Origin of the sequence: Leclercia sp. S52 (assembly GCF_039727615.1) — a bacterium.
GTDB classification, from domain to species: domain Bacteria; phylum Pseudomonadota; class Gammaproteobacteria; order Enterobacterales; family Enterobacteriaceae; genus Enterobacter; species Enterobacter adecarboxylatus_B.
Genome location: NZ_CP152474.1, coordinates 1591409 through 1607855 on the forward strand (window position 1 = coordinate 1591409; position 16447 = coordinate 1607855).

9 protein-coding genes and 1 pseudogene are annotated in these 16447 nt (G+C 58.7%); 7 read left to right on the forward strand and 3 right to left on the reverse strand.

Annotated features, from left to right (window positions below):
- Positions 1–19: 19 nt before the first annotated feature.
- From cydC to trxB, 3 genes are all read right to left on the reverse strand, one after another.
- Entirely contained in the window at positions 20–1741 is a 1722-nt protein-coding gene (cydC, locus tag AAHB66_RS07555) for a cysteine/glutathione ABC transporter ATP-binding protein/permease CydC (RefSeq protein WP_347115736.1), read from the reverse strand.
- Entirely contained in the window at positions 1741–3507 is a 1767-nt protein-coding gene (cydD, locus tag AAHB66_RS07560) for a cysteine/glutathione ABC transporter permease/ATP-binding protein CydD (protein WP_347115737.1), read from the reverse strand. The genes cydC and cydD overlap by 1 nt, the downstream gene beginning before the upstream one ends.
- A gap of 114 nt (positions 3508–3621) precedes the next feature.
- Positions 3622–4590, reverse strand: a complete 969-nt coding sequence (gene trxB, locus AAHB66_RS07565) for a thioredoxin-disulfide reductase (RefSeq protein ID WP_347115738.1) — start codon at positions 4588–4590, stop codon at positions 3622–3624.
- A 549-nt stretch (positions 4591–5139) separates the two neighbouring features.
- Here trxB and lrp point away from each other — a divergent pair.
- The 7 genes and pseudogenes from lrp (at position 5140) to AAHB66_RS07600 (ending at position 16446) form a co-directional block, all read left to right on the forward strand.
- On the forward strand, positions 5140–5634 hold the full coding sequence (gene lrp / locus AAHB66_RS07570; protein ID WP_000228469.1) for a leucine-responsive transcriptional regulator Lrp: 495 nt from the start codon (positions 5140–5142) through the stop codon (positions 5632–5634).
- Between the two features lie 133 nt (positions 5635–5767).
- A pseudogene (ftsK, locus tag AAHB66_RS07575) lies at positions 5768–9680 on the forward strand (DNA translocase FtsK).
- Positions 9681–9811: 131 nt separating this feature from the next.
- A complete protein-coding gene (gene lolA, locus AAHB66_RS07580) occupies positions 9812–10426 on the forward strand; it encodes an outer membrane lipoprotein chaperone LolA (protein ID WP_347115739.1) in 615 nt (204 codons plus the stop codon).
- 9 nt (positions 10427–10435) lie between these two features.
- On the forward strand, positions 10436–11779 hold the full coding sequence (gene rarA / locus AAHB66_RS07585; RefSeq protein ID WP_347115740.1) for a replication-associated recombination protein RarA: 1344 nt from the start codon (positions 10436–10438) through the stop codon (positions 11777–11779).
- Between the two features lie 93 nt (positions 11780–11872).
- A complete protein-coding gene (serS, locus tag AAHB66_RS07590; protein ID WP_142488906.1) occupies positions 11873–13165 on the forward strand; it encodes a serine--tRNA ligase in 1293 nt (430 codons plus the stop codon).
- 208 nt (positions 13166–13373) lie between these two features.
- The gene (dmsA, locus tag AAHB66_RS07595; protein WP_347115741.1) at positions 13374–15818 is read left to right on the forward strand and encodes a dimethylsulfoxide reductase subunit A; all 2445 of its coding nucleotides are present in this window, start codon (positions 13374–13376) and stop codon (positions 15816–15818) included.
- A 10-nt stretch (positions 15819–15828) separates the two neighbouring features.
- Positions 15829–16446 carry a DMSO/selenate family reductase complex B subunit gene (locus AAHB66_RS07600; protein ID WP_347115742.1) on the forward strand — a complete coding sequence of 206 codons (618 nt, stop codon included), beginning with the start codon at positions 15829–15831 and terminating at the stop codon, positions 16444–16446.
- Position 16447: the final 1 nt, after the last annotated feature.

Genomic DNA, 16447 nt, shown 5'->3' on the forward strand with positions numbered 1-16447 from the left:
GGATCGGTTCAAATATAGACTACAGACGTTGTTTAAACTGGTAGTAGCGACCCTGTTTTGCTAACAGCTCTGCGTGACTACCTTGCTCAATAATCTGTCCGTTGTCCATCACAATAATTTGATCGAAATCCGCCAGTCCGCGCAGGCGGTGCGTCACCATCAGCACCGTTTTGCCCTGCATCTCTTTTTCCAGTAAATCAAGAATTTGTCGCTCTGTGGTTGCGTCGAGACCTTCGGTGGGTTCGTCCAGCAGCATCAGCGGCGCATCGTGCAGCAGCGCGCGGGCAATCGCCAGGCGACGCAGCTCACCGCCGGAGAGCTGACGACCCCCTTCACCGAGCCAGCTGTTCAGACCCTCGTCGTCCAGTAGCTTATGCAGACCCACTTTTTCCAGCATCGCGCTTAACGCGTCATCGGCGGCACCGGGCGCGGCTAACAGCAGGTTATCCCGCAGGGTGGCGCTGAAAAGATGGACCCGCTGCGGCACCACGCTCACCGTTTTGCGTAGCGCAGGCTCGCTCATCGCTGCCAGCGGCGTATCGTTGAACAGGATCTGGCCCTGAGCCGGATCCCAGGCCCGGGTCAGGAGCTGCAGCAGCGTCGACTTCCCGCAGCCGGTACGACCCAGTACCGCAACGTGAGCGCCTGCAGGAATAGTCAGGTTTATATGGTCCAGCGCCGGTTGCGCCTGGCCGTCGTAGGCAAAGCTGACATCCGCCAGGCGGAGGGCCAGCTGCTCAGGCACGTCGGACGCGGCGGTGCTGAACTGCACTTCCGGCTGTTGGCCGGTGATCTGGGTGATACGTAGCGCGGAAGCCACCACCTGGCCCAGGTGCTGAAAGGCCCCGGTCACCGGGGCCAGCGCTTCAAACGCCGCCAGCGCGCAGAAGACAAACAGCGCAATGAGCGGACCCGGCTGGGAATTATCGCCCACGCCGCCGGAGGCCATCCACAGCATCGCCATCACCGCAACACCGCCAATCAACAGCATCAGCGCCTGAGACAGGGCCGTGAGTTCTGACTGCTTGCGCTGGGCTTCGTGCCAGTTCAGCTCGGTGTTTTCCATCTGCGCGCGGTAACGACGGCTGGCGCCAAAAATAGTCAACTCTGCCTGCCCCTGCAGCCAGCCCGTCAGCTGCTGGCGATATTCGCCGCGCAGACGGGTCAGGTTTTCACCGGTCGGTTTCCCGGCGCGGTAAAACAGCGGCGGCAGCAGAAACAGCGTAAGGAGCATGATCCCGCCGAGCACCAGCGCGATGTTGACGTCAAGCAGGCACAGGCCGAGAGTAACGACCACAATCACCACCAGGGCACCCACCAGCGGGGAGATAACGCGCAGGTAGAGGTGATCGAGCGTATCAACATCCGCGACCACGCGGTTCAACAGTTCGCCCTGGCGATAGCGCGCCAGCCCGGCAGGGGAGAGGGGCAGCAGCTTGCTGAAGGTGGTCACGCGCAGGTGCTGCAGCACGCGGAAGGTGGCGTCATGGCTGACCAGACGTTCGAAGTAGCGCCCGGCGGTGCGGGCAATGGCGGTGCCGCGAACGCCTGCGGCGGGCAGCATATAGTTGAAGCTGTACAGCCCGGCAAACCCGGCCACCGCCGAGGCAGAAAGGAACCAGCCGGAGAGCGTTAACAGGCCGATACTGGCCAGCAGGGTGAGGATCGCCAGCACCACGCCGAGGGTTAGCATCCATTTGTGGCGCATATAGAGCGCCAGATAAGGCAGTAAAGCGCGCATCAGATATCCTCCTGACGGTTCGCCAGCAGGGCCGCAAACGGCCCCTGTGCTGCCGCGAGCGTGGCATAATCGCCCTGCTCGACAAGCTGTCCGTTTTCCATCACCCAGACCTGATCCCAGTGAGCAATGCCCTCCAGCTGGTGGGTGACCATCAGCGTGGTCTGCTGCTGCGAGGCGGCATCAAGGGCCAGCATTACGCGCTGTTCGCTGTGCGCGTCCAGGCTGGCAGCGGGCTCATCCAGCAGTAAAAGCTGGCAGGGATTAAGCAGGGCGCGGGCCACGGCGATACGCTGCGCCTGTCCGACGGAAAGCCCAGCCGACTGATCGCCGACAATCGTATCCACCCCGTTCGGCAGCAGGGGCAGGAACTCGCTGACCCAGGCGCGATCGAGCACCGACTGCAGCTCTTCGTCGCTGGCATCCGGGCGCGCCAGCAGCACGTTTTCCCGCAGCGTGGCTGCCGGAAGCTGCGGATTCTGACCCACCCAGCTTAAATGGGTGCGCCATTCATCAGGATCGAGCGCGGAGAGTTCGGCCTGATTTATGCGCAGCGACCCGCTGTAGGCCATAAAGCCGGAGAGCGCATTCAGCAGCGAGCTTTTGCCCGAGCCGCTGGTACCGACCAGCACCACGCGCTGGCCTGCCGCGAGTGTAAAGTTTAATGGCCCCGCCAGCACCTTACCTTCCGGCGACAGCACGCAGAAATTCTCTGCCTCAATGCTGACCGGTTTGCTGGTGCTCAGGGTCAAGTCACCGCGCTGCGGATGGGCCAGCGGCGTTTCGAGGAAGGTTTTCAGGCTGTCGGCTGCGCCCACGGCCTGGGCCTTCGCATGATAGAAGGTGCCCAGATCGCGCAGCGGCTGGAAGAACTCCGGGGCCAGAATCAATGCCAGGAAGCCTGCTGAGAGGGTCACGGCAGTGCCGTAGTGACCAAAATCGAGGGCGCCCAGATAGGAGAAACCAAAATAGACGGCGACCAGGGCAATCGACAGAGAGGTAAAGAACTCCAGCACCCCGGAGGATAAGAACGCCAGGCGTAACACCTCCATGGTGCGCTGACGGAAGTCCTGAGAGGCGTGGCGAATGTTGTCGGTTTCGGCTTCACCGCGCCCAAAAATGCGCAGCGTCTCCATGCCGCGCAGGCGGTCAAGGAAGTGGCCGCTGAGGCGACCCAGCGCCAGGAAGTTGCGGCGGTTGGCATCGGCGGCGCCCATGCCGACCATTGCCATAAACAGCGGGATCAGCGGAGCGGTACCCAGCAGGATCAGCGCCGCGACCCAGTTATACGGGAAGATCGCCAGCACAATCAGCAGAGGAACAAAGACGGCCAGCGCCATCTGCGGCAGATAGCGGGCGTAGTAGTCATGCATATCGTCGATTTGCTCGAGGATAAGCGTCGCCCAGCTACCGGCGGGCTTGCCCTGGATCCAGGCTGGACCGGCTTCCTGCAGCCTGTCGAGCACCTGGCGGCGAATTTCGTAGCGGATGTTCTGTCCGGCGTGAAAACCCACGCGCTCACGCAACCAGACCACCCAGGCACGCAGAATAAAGACCAGAATCAGCACAATGAAAGGCAGTAACAGGGCCTCACGCGGGATGTTTTCCATGATCATATGGTTAAGAATGCGGGCCAGCAGCCATGCCTGGCCTACAATCAACACGCCGCTGATAAACCCTAAAAGACGGGAAATATTCAGCCAGCGGCGGGAAAGAACGCTTTGCTGTTTCAGCCAGCGTGTTAACTCTTGTTGACGGGTTTTTTCCATTGCGTGATTTGCAGGTGATGTTATTAGGTATTGGGCACGGCAATGTTACATCGCAGAGACAATAAAGGCGACTTATCGCCGCCTTTTTTTACGTTTGTTGCTGATTTGTAAAAATTATTTACTCTGATCGGCCAGTCCGTCGAGATAACGTTCTGCATCCAGCGCCGCCATACAACCGGTGCCCGCAGAGGTGATCGCCTGACGATAAATGTGGTCCATCACGTCGCCCGCAGCGAACACGCCCGGGATGCTGGTCTGGGTGGCATTGCCGTGGATCCCGGACTGCACTTTGATGTAGCCGTTCTCCAGCTCCAGCTGACCGTCGAAGATCGCAGTGTTCGGGCTGTGGCCGATGGCAACAAACAGACCTGCCACTTCCAGCGTTTCAACGTTGTCGGTGTTCTGCGTATCGCGAATGCGCAGACCCGCTACGCCCATCTGATCGCCGGTCACTTCTTCCAGCGTGCGGTGGGTGTGCAGCACGATGTTGCCGCTGGCCACTTTATCCATCAGGCGCTTGATCAGAATTTTTTCCGCGCGGAAGGTATCACGGCGATGAATGAGATGCACTTCAGAGGCGATATTCGCCAGGTACAGTGCTTCTTCCACGGCGGTATTGCCGCCACCGATGACCGCGACCTTCTGGTTGCGATAGAAGAAACCGTCGCAGGTAGCGCAGGCGGAAACGCCGCGACCTTTGAAGGCTTCTTCAGACGGCAGGCCCAGATAGCGGGCAGAGGCGCCGGTCGCAATAATCAGCGCATCGCAGGTGTATTCTGCGTTGTCACCGGTCAGGCGGAACGGACGGTTCTGCAGATCGACCTTGTTGATGTGGTCAAAAATGATTTCGGTATCAAATTTGGCGGCATGCTCGTGCATGCGTTCCATCAGCAGCGGCCCGGTCAGGCCTTCAGGATCGCCTGGCCAGTTTTCTACTTCGGTGGTGGTGGTCAGCTGACCGCCTTTTTCCATGCCCGTAATCAGTACCGGTTGCAGGTTAGCGCGTGCAGCGTAGACCGCTGCGGTGTATCCCGCAGGTCCAGAACCAAGGATTAGCAGCTTACTGTGTTTGGCCGTGCCCATGAGATCCCCATTGTTGTTGGCAGACATTTTCCCGGATTGTAGGGAATTTGCGGTCGTAAAAAAAGGGCGTAGCGATTTTGTTAACGATGTGTGTAATAGAAATCGCCAATCAACGGCGGAGCAGGGAAGGTGATTTTATAACAATAATCATGGCAAATCGCTCGAAACGACGGCGATAAAATGAGGATTAATCGCCGGTCGTAATGAATATCCGGCATGTTGTACTAAAAATCGATGTTTTGCTTTGACAATCCCCTGCGCTTTTGCGAAAACATTCAAGGAAGAAAAAAAACGGTCTTTGTGTAACGCATAGTCATGCACAAAATCACCATTTTTACCGGGTCAGCGAAATCTACGCATGGTGTGGACAGATGCCATTCGTGATGTTGATGGCCGCCTCTGGGCAACGGTCTTCATACCACATAACCCCAATCGAATCGCGCAAACTAAAAAACAGGCGATGCGATTAACCGCGGGGAAAGACTCTGAACAGTGAAGTGCACAGGGTCCTGGCAGGAGTTAGGGAAGGAATACAGAGAGACAATAATAATGGTAGATAGCAAGAAGCGCCCTGGCAAAGATCTCGACCGTATCGATCGTAACATTCTTAATGAATTGCAAAAGGATGGGCGTATTTCCAACGTCGAGCTTTCAAAACGTGTGGGACTTTCCCCGACGCCATGCCTTGAGCGTGTGCGCCGACTGGAAAGACAGGGTTTTATTCAGGGCTATACAGCGCTGCTGAACCCGCATTACCTGGATGCCTCACTTCTGGTATTTGTTGAGATTACTCTGAATCGTGGTGCGCCGGATGTGTTTGAACAGTTCAATGCCGCCGTGCAAAAACTTGAAGAAATTCAAGAGTGTCATCTGGTTTCCGGTGATTTCGACTACCTGTTGAAAACCCGCGTACCTGATATGTCTGCATACCGTAAGCTGCTGGGCGAAACCCTGCTGCGACTGCCTGGCGTGAACGACACCCGTACCTATGTGGTAATGGAAGAAGTCAAACAGAGCAATCGTCTGGTTATTAAGACGCGCTAACACGGAACAGGTGCATTATCAGCGTACTTTGATTACACTCCTGGTAATCCATACAGCAACAGTGTCGGGCCTCCCGGCACTGTTGTCCGTTTAGCACTCAGGCAGGAATTGCCTGATACCTGGAGAGCCTGTTTTGAGCCAGGAATATACCGAAGACAAAGAAGTCAATTTAACCAAGCTCAGCAGTGGGCGCCGACTCCTTGAGGCGTTACTGATCCTTGTTGCTCTTTTTGCCGTCTGGTTGATGGCAGCCTTACTCAGTTTCAATCCCTCCGATCCCAGCTGGTCACAGACCGCATGGCACGAGCCTATCCATAATTTAGGCGGCGTACCGGGCGCCTGGCTGGCGGATACGCTGTTCTTTATCTTTGGCGTGATGGCCTACACCCTTCCCGTCATCATTATTGGTGGCTGTTGGTTTGCCTGGCGCCATCGCCAGAACGATGACTACATCGACTACTTTGCCGTTTCGCTGCGCCTGATTGGCGCGCTGGCGCTGATCCTCACCTCCTGCGGTCTGGCGGCAATTAACGCCGATGACATCTGGTATTTTGCCTCCGGTGGGGTGATCGGCAGCCTGCTGAGCACCGCTTTACAGCCGATGCTGCACAGCAGCGGCGGCACCATCGCGCTGCTCTGCGTGTGGGGCGCGGGGCTGACGCTGTTTACCGGCTGGTCCTGGGTCAGCATTGCTGAAAAAATCGGCAGCGTGATCCTCAACGTCCTGACCTTTGCCAGCAACCGCACCCGTCGCGATGACACCTGGATTGAGGAAGAGTATGAAGACGACGACTACGACGAGGCTGAGCCAGCCGTAGAGCGTAGCGAATCCCGCCGCGCGCGCATTATGCGTGGGGCCCTGGCGCGCCGTAAGCGCGTGGCAGAGAAGTTTGCCAATCCGTTAGGCCGCAAGACCGATGCCGCGCTGTTCTCCGGGAAACGGATGGACGACGAAGAGGTGGCTTACAGCGCCCGTGGCGTGGCCGCCGATCCGGATGATGTGCTGTTCTCCGGTAATCGCGCGCTGGCCTCCGACTATGATGAGTACGATCCGTTGCTCAACGGTCACTCGGTGGCTGAGCCGCTTGCCGCCGCTGCCGCTGCGACCACCGCCACTCAGGCCTTTGCTGCCCCGGTCGATCCGGTGACGCCTCCAACCCCGTCGATGCCGGATGCCCATCTGCAGCCGCCTGCAGTTGATTGGCATGCGGAACCTGCTGCACCCGCAGCGCCGGTCTATACGCCGGAGCCGCAGCCTTATGCCGCCGCGCCACAGGAGCAGTGGCAGCCACCTTATCAGCCTGAACCGGTGTACGCACAGCCGCAGTACGAACAGCCGCAATATCAGCAACCTCAGTACGAGCAGCCACAGTACGAACAACCTCAGTATGCACAGCCGCAGCAGTATGAACCGCAGCAGGCCGAGTATCAGCCTGAGCCGGTGGTAACCCCGCCGGTCGTCGAAGCGCCGCCGGTTGAAGAGGTGAAACCGACCCGTCCGCCGCTTTATTACTTTGAAGAGGTGGAAGAGAAGCGTGCCCGTGAGCGCGAACAGCTCGCCGCCTGGTATCAGCCTGTACCAGAGGCAGTGCAAGAGCCTGCCCCGGTCAAAGCAGCTGAGATCCCGTCTGTACCGGTTCCGGCCGTAGAGCCTGCCTCCGTTGTCGCTCCGGTTGCGGCGAGCGTCCAGCAGGCAACGGCCGCGGGTGCCGCAGCGGCCAGCGCTGCCGCACCGTTATTCAGCCTGGCGACCAGTGGCGCACCGCGTCCACAGGTGAAAGAGGGGATTGGCCCGCAGCTGCCGCGTCCTAACCGCGTGCGCGTTCCTACCCGTCGTGAACTGGCCTCGTATGGCATCAAGCTGCCTTCTCAGCGAATAGCGGAAGAGGAAGCACGTAAAGCCGGGCGTCAGCAATACGATGACGACCAGTACGAAGACGACGCTGACGAAATGCATCAGGATGAGCTGGCACGCCAGTTCGCCCAGCAGCAACAGCAGCGTTATGGCGAGGAATATCAGCCGGAGCCACAGCCGTATCAGGCCCGGGATGACGAAGATGATGCCGCCGAAGCGGAGCTGGCTCGCCAGTTCGCCGCCACGCAGCAGCAGCGTTACGCCGGTGAACAGCCGACAGGGGCGAACCCGTTCTCGCTGGCTGATTTTGAATTCTCACCGATGAAAGATCTGGTGGATGATACGCCAAGCGAACCGCTGTTCACGCCGGGCGTGATGCCGGAAGCCGAGCCGCCGCGCCAGGCCTTTACGCCGCCGCAGCCTGCACAGCCGCAGCAATATGCTCAGCCTCAGCAACCTGCGCAGCCGCAGCAGTACGCTCAGCCTCAGCAACCTGCGCAGCCGCAGCAGTACGCTCAGCCTCAGCAACCTGCGCAGCCGCAGCAGTACGCTCAACCTCAGCAGCCCGCGCAGCCGCAGCAGTATGCTCAGCCACAGCAGCCCGTACAGCCGCAGCAGCCACCGGCTCAGCCTCAGTCTCAACAGAGCCTGATCCATCCGCTGCTGATGCGTAACGGTGACAGCCGTCCGCTGCAAAGACCGACCACGCCGCTGCCGTCATTTGACCTGTTAACACCGCCGCCAACGGAAGTCGAGCCGGTTGATACCTTCGCCCTCGATCAGATGGCGCGCCTGGTTGAACTCCGCCTGGCCGATTTCCGGATTAAAGCGGATGTAGTGAATTATTCACCGGGTCCGGTGATCACCCGTTTCGAGCTGAATCTGGCTCCGGGAGTGAAAGCCGCGCGTATCTCCAATCTTTCCCGCGACCTGGCGCGTTCGCTGTCCACCGTGGCCGTGCGTGTGGTCGAAGTTATTCCGGGCAAACCTTATGTTGGCCTGGAGCTGCCGAACAAAAAACGTCAGACCGTTTACCTGCGCGAAGTGCTGGATAACGCCAAATTCCGCGATAATCCTTCGCCGCTGAGCGTGGTGCTGGGTAAAGACATCGCTGGTGAACCGGTGGTGGCCGATCTGGCGAAAATGCCGCACCTGCTGGTGGCGGGTACGACCGGTTCCGGTAAGTCTGTTGGCGTGAACGCCATGATCCTCAGCATCCTGTATAAGGCGCAGCCGGAAGATGTGCGCTTCATCATGATCGACCCGAAAATGCTGGAACTGTCGGTATACGAAGGTATTCCGCACCTGCTGACCGAAGTCGTGACCGACATGAAAGATGCCGCCAACGCCCTGCGCTGGAGCGTTAACGAGATGGAGCGCCGCTACAAGCTGATGTCCGCGCTGGGCGTGCGTAACCTCGCCGGTTATAACGAGATCATCGCCGAAGCGGCGAAGATGGGCCGTCCGATCCCGGATCCGTACTGGAAGCCGGGCGACAGCATGGATGCCGAGCATCCGGTGCTGGAAAAACTGCCGTACATCGTGGTGCTGGTGGACGAGTTCGCTGACCTGATGATGACCGTCGGTAAGAAGGTGGAAGAGCTGATCGCTCGCCTGGCACAAAAAGCACGTGCGGCGGGGATCCACCTGGTGCTGGCGACCCAGCGTCCGTCGGTGGATGTGATCACCGGCCTGATTAAAGCCAACATCCCAACCCGTATCGCCTTTACCGTGTCGAGCAAAATCGACTCCCGTACCATTCTCGACCAGGGGGGGCGCGGAATCGCTGCTCGGCATGGGGGACATGCTTTACTCCGGCCCGAACTCCACCTCGCCGGTGCGTGTCCACGGCGCCTTCGTGCGTGACCAGGAAGTGCATGCCGTGGTGCAGGATTGGAAGGCGCGCGGTCGTCCACAGTACGTTGATGGCATCACCTCTGACAGCGAAAGCGAAGGCGGTGGCGGTGGTGGCGGTGCTGATAGCGGTGAAGAGCTCGATCCCCTGTTCGATCAGGCGGTTAACTTCGTCACCGAGAAGCGCAAAGCCTCTATCTCCGGGGTTCAGCGCCAGTTCCGCATCGGCTACAACCGCGCGGCGCGCATCATTGAGCAGATGGAAGCGCAGGGCATCGTCAGCGAGCAGGGGCACAACGGCAACCGTGAAGTGCTTGCCCCGCCGCCGTTTGAGTAATCCTCCGTCGATTGCAAAGATGGGTAAATCAGCAATAATTAAGCATTTTCTTCTGTCGCCTGCCTGCGGGCAGGTCCAGAATAGTTGACAGAAAACCCCCATTTCGGGATGACGCTTTGTAAGGACTACCAATGAAAAAAATTGCAATCACCTGTGCATTACTGACCAGCTTTGTGGCGAGCAGCGTCTGGGCTGATGCCGCCAGCGATCTCAAAAACCGTCTGGACAAAGTCAGCAGCTTCCACGCCAGCTTCACCCAGAAAGTGACTGACGGCAGCGGCAATGCGGTGCAGGAAGGTCAGGGTGACCTGTGGGTGAAACGTCCAAATCTGTTCAACTGGCATATGACGCAGCCGGATGAGAGCATTCTGGTTTCCGACGGGAAAACCCTGTGGTTCTTCAACCCGTTTGTTGAGCAGGCTACGGCGACCTGGCTGAAGGATGCCGCCAGCAACACGCCATTTATGCTGATTGCCCGTAACCAGTCCAGCGACTGGCAGCAGTACAACATTAAACAGAACGGCGATGACTTCGTGCTGACCCCGAAAGGCAACAACGGCAACCTGAAGCAGTTCACCATTAACGTGAGTACTAATGGGACCATCAATCAGTTCGGTGCGGTTGAGCAGGACGATCAGCGCAGTAGCTATCAGCTGAAATCCCAGCAGAACGGGGCGGTTGATACATCTAAATTCACCTTTACCCCGCCGAAGGGCGTGACGGTGGATGACCAACGTAATAAGTAAGAGGCGTGCGTGAGCAACCTGTCGCTCGATTTTTCAGATAATGCGTTTCAACCTCTGGCCGCCCGTATGCGGCCAGAAAATTTAGCGCAGTATATTGGCCAGCAGCATCTGCTGGCTGCGGGCAAACCTTTGCCACGCGCCATTGAGGCCGGGCATCTGCACTCGATGATCCTCTGGGGGCCGCCAGGCACCGGTAAAACGACGCTGGCGGAAGTGATTGCCCGCTATGCCGATGCCGACGTCGAGCGTATTTCCGCTGTTACCTCCGGGGTGAAAGAGATCCGCGAAGCCATCGAGCGTGCCCGTCAGAGCCGCAACGCCGGTCGTCGCACCATCCTGTTTGTCGATGAGGTGCACCGCTTTAACAAGAGCCAGCAGGATGCTTTCCTGCCGCACATCGAAGACGGTACCATCACCTTTATCGGTGCCACCACCGAAAACCCCTCATTTGAACTCAACTCCGCACTGTTATCCCGCGCCCGCGTCTATCTGCTGAAATCGTTAACCACCGAAGACATTGAGCAGGTGCTGACTCAGGCGATGGATGATAAGGCCCGAGGCTACGGCGGCCAGGATATCGTGCTGCCTGACGATACCCGTCGGGCCATTGCAGAGCTGGTGAACGGGGATGCGCGCCGGGCGCTGAATACCCTGGAGATGATGGCCGATATGGCCGAAGCCGACGACAGCGGCAAGCGGGTGCTGCTCCCGGCACTGCTGACCGAAATCGCCGGCGAACGCAGCGCGCGCTTTGATAATAAAGGCGACCGCTTTTACGATCTGATCTCGGCGCTGCATAAATCGGTACGCGGCAGCGCACCTGATGCCGCGCTCTACTGGTATGCGCGCATTATTACCGCCGGAGGCGATCCGCTGTACGTGGCTCGCCGCTGTCTGGCGATCGCTTCGGAAGATGTTGGTAATGCCGATCCGCGCGCGATGCAGGTGGCGATCTCCGCCTGGGACTGCTTCACCCGCGTCGGGCCCGCTGAAGGCGAGCGCGCCATTGCCCAGGCGATTGTCTATCTGGCCTGCGCCCCGAAAAGCAATGCGGTCTATACCGCCTTCAAAGCGGCGATGTCCGATGCCCGCGAGCGCCCGGATTACGATGTTCCTGACCACTTGCGTAATGCCCCGACCAGGCTGATGAAAGAGCTGGGTTACGGTCAGCAATACCGTTACGCCCACGACGAGCCCAATGCCTACGCCGCCGGGGAGGAGTATTTCCCGCAGGAAATGGCACAAACTCGCTATTATCGCCCGACAAACAGAGGCCTTGAGGGCAAGATTGGCGAAAAGCTCACCTGGCTTGCCGGACAGGATCAAAATAGCCCTATAAAACGCTACCGTTAGGGCGATCGTTGCGGTAATGTTGGCAATGTATCTAATGACCGCAGGCTGCGGTCATTTTCTCCTATTTTTTAATTCGATAAGCACAGGATAAGCATGCTCGATCCCAATCTGCTGCGTAACGAGCCAGACGCAGTCGCTGAAAAACTGGCACGCCGGGGCTTTAAACTGGATGTAGATAAGCTGCGCGCTCTTGAAGAGCGTCGTAAAGTTCTGCAGGTACAAACCGAAAACTTGCAGGCAGAGCGTAACTCTCGATCGAAATCCATCGGCCAGGCGAAAGCGCGCGGGGAAGACATTGAGCCATTACGCCTGGAAGTGAACAAACTCGGTGAAGAGCTGGATCAGGCGAAAGCCGATCTGGACGTTCTTCAGGCCGAAATTCGTGATATCGCGCTGGCGATCCCGAACACCCCTGACGACAGCGTACCTGTCGGCAAAGACGAAAATGACAACGTCGAAGTGAAACGCTGGGGCACCCCACGCGAGTTCGATTTTGAGGTTCGCGATCACGTCACGCTGGGCGAAATGCACGCGGGGCTCGATTTTGCGGCTGCGGTTAAGCTGACCGGTTCCCGTTTTGTGGTGATGAAAGGTCAGATTGCCCATCTGCACCGTGCGCTGGCCCAGTTTATGCTGGATCTGCACACCGAGCAGCACGGCTACAGCGAAACCTACGTTCCGTATCTGGTCAACCACGATACGCTGTACGGTACCGGCCAGCTGCCGAAATTTGCCGGCGATCTGTTCCATACCCGTCCGCTGGACGAAGAAGCGGACAGCAGCAACTACGCGCTGATCCCAACCGCAGAAGTACCGCTGACCAACCTCGTGCGTGATGAGATCATCGACGAAGACGATCTGCCGATCAAACTGACTGCACACTCTCCGTGCTTCCGTTCTGAAGCAGGATCTTATGGCCGTGATACCCGCGGTCTGATCCGTATGCACCAGTTCGATAAAGTTGAGATGGTGCAGATCGTGCGTCCGGAAACCTCCATGGATGCGCTGGAAGAGATGACCGGTCACGCGGAAAAAGTGCTGGAGCTGCTGGGGCTGCCGTACCGCCGCATGGCGCTTTGCACCGGTGACATGGGCTTTGGCGCCTGCAAAACCTTCGATCTGGAAGTGTGGGTTCCGGCGCAGGGCACCTATCGTGAGATCTCCTCCTGCTCCAACGTTGGCGATTTCCAGGCGCGTCGTATGCAGGCACGCTGCCGCAGCAAGTCCGATAAGAAAACCCGTCTGGTGCACACTCTGAACGGCTCCGGCCTGGCAGTGGGGCGTACCCTGGTGGCGGTGCTGGAAAACTACCAGCAGGCTGACGGTCGTATCGAAATTCCTGAAGTTCTGCGCCCTTACATGAAAGGCCAGCAGTACATCGGCTAATTTGCCTTAACGTAAAAAAAGCGCCTGCGGGCGCTTTTTTTTATGCCCCGCTTTTGACATCAGGCAATACCCCCTCCCTCTAAAGGGGTAATACTCCCCTGGCAGTTGGTAGCATAAACCTCTGCTAACGCAATCACTCCTTATATAAATAACTATATAGCGGTTGCTGCCGCACAGGGATCTTTGTGAGCAATCAAAGTGAGAGTCTATGAAAATAAAAACGCCTGATGCCTTACTGGCTGCCGAGGTGAGCCGTCGCGGGCTGATGAAAACCACCGCGATTGGCGGCCTGGCTGTTGCCAGTAGCGCATTAACATTGCCTTTTTCACGCCTGACGTCAGCGGCTGAAGCCGTAGCAGCCATCAAGTCGGATGAAAAAGTGGTCTGGAGCGCCTGCACGGTGAACTGCGGCAGTCGCTGCCCGTTGCGAATGCATGTCATCGACGGTGAGATCAAATACGTCGAGACCGACAATACCGGGGATGATAACTACGAGGGATTGCACCAGGTTCGCGCTTGCCTGCGTGGCCGTTCCATGCGCCGTCGCGTCTATAACCCGGATCGCCTGAAATACCCGATGAAGCGGGTGGGCAAACGCGGCGAGGGCAAATTCGAGCGCATCAGCTGGGACGAGGCCTTCGACACCATCGCCAGTAATATGCAGCGCCTGATTAAGGATTACGGCAACGAGTCCATCTACCTTAACTACGGTACCGGCACCCTCGGCGGGACCCTGACCCGCTCCTGGCCGCCGGGCAAAACCCTGATTGCCCGCCTGATGAACTGCTGCGGGGGCTATCTCAACCATTACGGTGACTACTCCACCGCGCAGATTGCCGCCGGTCTTAACTACACCTACGGCGGCTGGGCCGATGGCAACAGCCCGTCGGATATTGAAAACAGCCAGCTGGTGGTGCTGTTCGGTAACAACCCGGGTGAAACGCGCATGAGCGGCGGCGGGGTGACCTACTACGTTGAACAGGCACGGCAAAAATCGAACGCTCGCATGATCATTATCGATCCGCGCTACACCGACACCGGGGCAGGGCGCGAGGATGAGTGGATCCCGATCCGCCCGGGAACCGATGCGGCACTGATCTCTGCTCTGGCCTGGGTGATGATCGAAGAGAACCTCGTCGATCAGCCGTTCCTCGATAAATACTGCGTCGGCTACGACGAGAAAACGCTGCCGGAAGGCGCACCGGCGAACGGCCACTATAAAGCCTATATTCTCGGTCAGGGCAATGACGGGATTGCCAAAACCCCGGCCTGGGCTGCAGCCATTACCGGTATTCCTGAGGCGCGCATCGTGAAGCTGGCGCGTGAAATCGCTACGGCGAAACCGGCCTTTATCTCCCAGGGCTGGGGCCCGCAGCGTCATGCCAACGGGGAGCTGGTCTCCCGCGCTATCGCCATGCTGGCGATTTTGACCGGTAACGTGGGGATCAACGGCGGCAACAGCGGGGCGCGTGAAGGCTCGTACTCCCTGCCGTTTGTGCGCATGCCGACCCTGGAAAACCCGGTTCAGACCAGCATCTCGATGTTTATGTGGACCGACGCCATCGAGCGCGGCCCGGAGATGACCGCCACCCGCGACGGGGTGCGCGGCAAAGAGAAGCTCGACGTGCCGATCAAGATGATCTGGAACTACGCCGGAAACTGCCTTATCAACCAGCATTCACAGATCAACCGCACCCACGATATTCTGCAGGACGACAAAAAATGCGAGCTGATTGTGGTGGTGGATTGCCATATGACCTCCTCGGCGAAATATGCCGATATCCTGCTGCCGGACTGCACCGCCTCTGAGCAGATGGACTTCGCCCTGGACGCCTCCTGCGGCAATATGTCGTACGTGATTTTTGCCGACCAGGCGATCAAACCGCGTTTTGAATGCAAAACCATCTATGAGATGACCTCGGCACTGGCGAAACGCATGGGCGTTGAGCAGCAGTTCACCGAAGGCCGGACCCAGGAAGAGTGGATGCGTCATCTGTATGAACAGTCACGGCAGGCTATTCCGGAGCTGCCGTCGTTTGATGCGTTCCGTCAGCAGGGCATGTTCAAGCAGCGTGACCCGGAAGGGCATCACGTGGCCTATAAAGCCTTCCGCGCCGATCCGGCCGCGAATCCGCTCACCACGCCGTCAGGCAAAATTGAGATCTACTCCGCAGAGCTGGCGCAGATCGCCGCGACCTGGGAGCTGGAGCAGGGCGATGTGATCGATCCGCTTCCGATTTACAGTCCGGGCTTTGAGAACTACGACGATCCGCAGAGCAAAGACTTCCCGCTGCAGCTGACCGGCTTCCACTACAAAGCGCGAACGCACTCCACCTACGGCAACGTTGATGTCCTGAAGGCGGCCTGCCGTCAGGAGATCTGGATCAACCCGCTGGATGCGCAGCGACGCGGGATCGCCAACGGCGACCGGGTGCGGATCTTCAACGGACGCGGCGAAGTGCATATCGAAGCCAAAGTCACGCCGCGCATCCTGCCGGGCGTAGTGGCGTTAGGCGAAGGGGCCTGGTACAACCCGGACGCGAACCGTGTCGATCAGGCGGGATGCATTAACGTGCTGACCACCCAACGCCCGTCGCCGCTGGCGAAAGGTAACCCGTCTCACAGTAACCTGGTTCAGGTTGAAAAGGCGTAAGGAGTAGCCGATGACCACTCAGTATGGATTTTTTATTGATTCCAGCCGCTGCACCGGGTGCAAAACCTGCGAGCTGGCGTGCAAGGATTACAAGGACCTGACCCCGGACGTCAGCTTCCGCCGCATCTACGAGTACGCAGGCGGCGACTGGCAGGAGGACAACGGCGTCTGGCAGCAGAACGTGTTTGCCTACTACCTGTCGATTGCCTGCAACCACTGCGAGGATCCGGCCTGCACCAAAGTCTGCCCCAGCGGGGCGATGCACAAGCGCGATGACGGCTTTGTGGTGGTGGATGAGGATGTCTGCATCGGGTGTCGCTACTGCCACATGGCCTGTCCGTACGGCGCGCCGCAGTACAACGCCGCGAAAGGTCATATGACCAAGTGCGACGGCTGCCACGAGCGCGTCGCCGAAGGCCACAAGCCGATCTGCGTCGAGTCCTGCCCGCTGCGGGCCCTGGATTTCGGCCCGATTGAGGAGCTGCGTAAGAAACACGGCAAACTGGCGGCGGTTGCGCCGCTGCCGTCGGCGCACTTCACGAAGCCGAGTATCGTCATAAAACCCAATGCCAACAGCCGACCTACGGGTGATACCACCGGCTATCTGGCCAATCCGAAGGAGGTGTGAG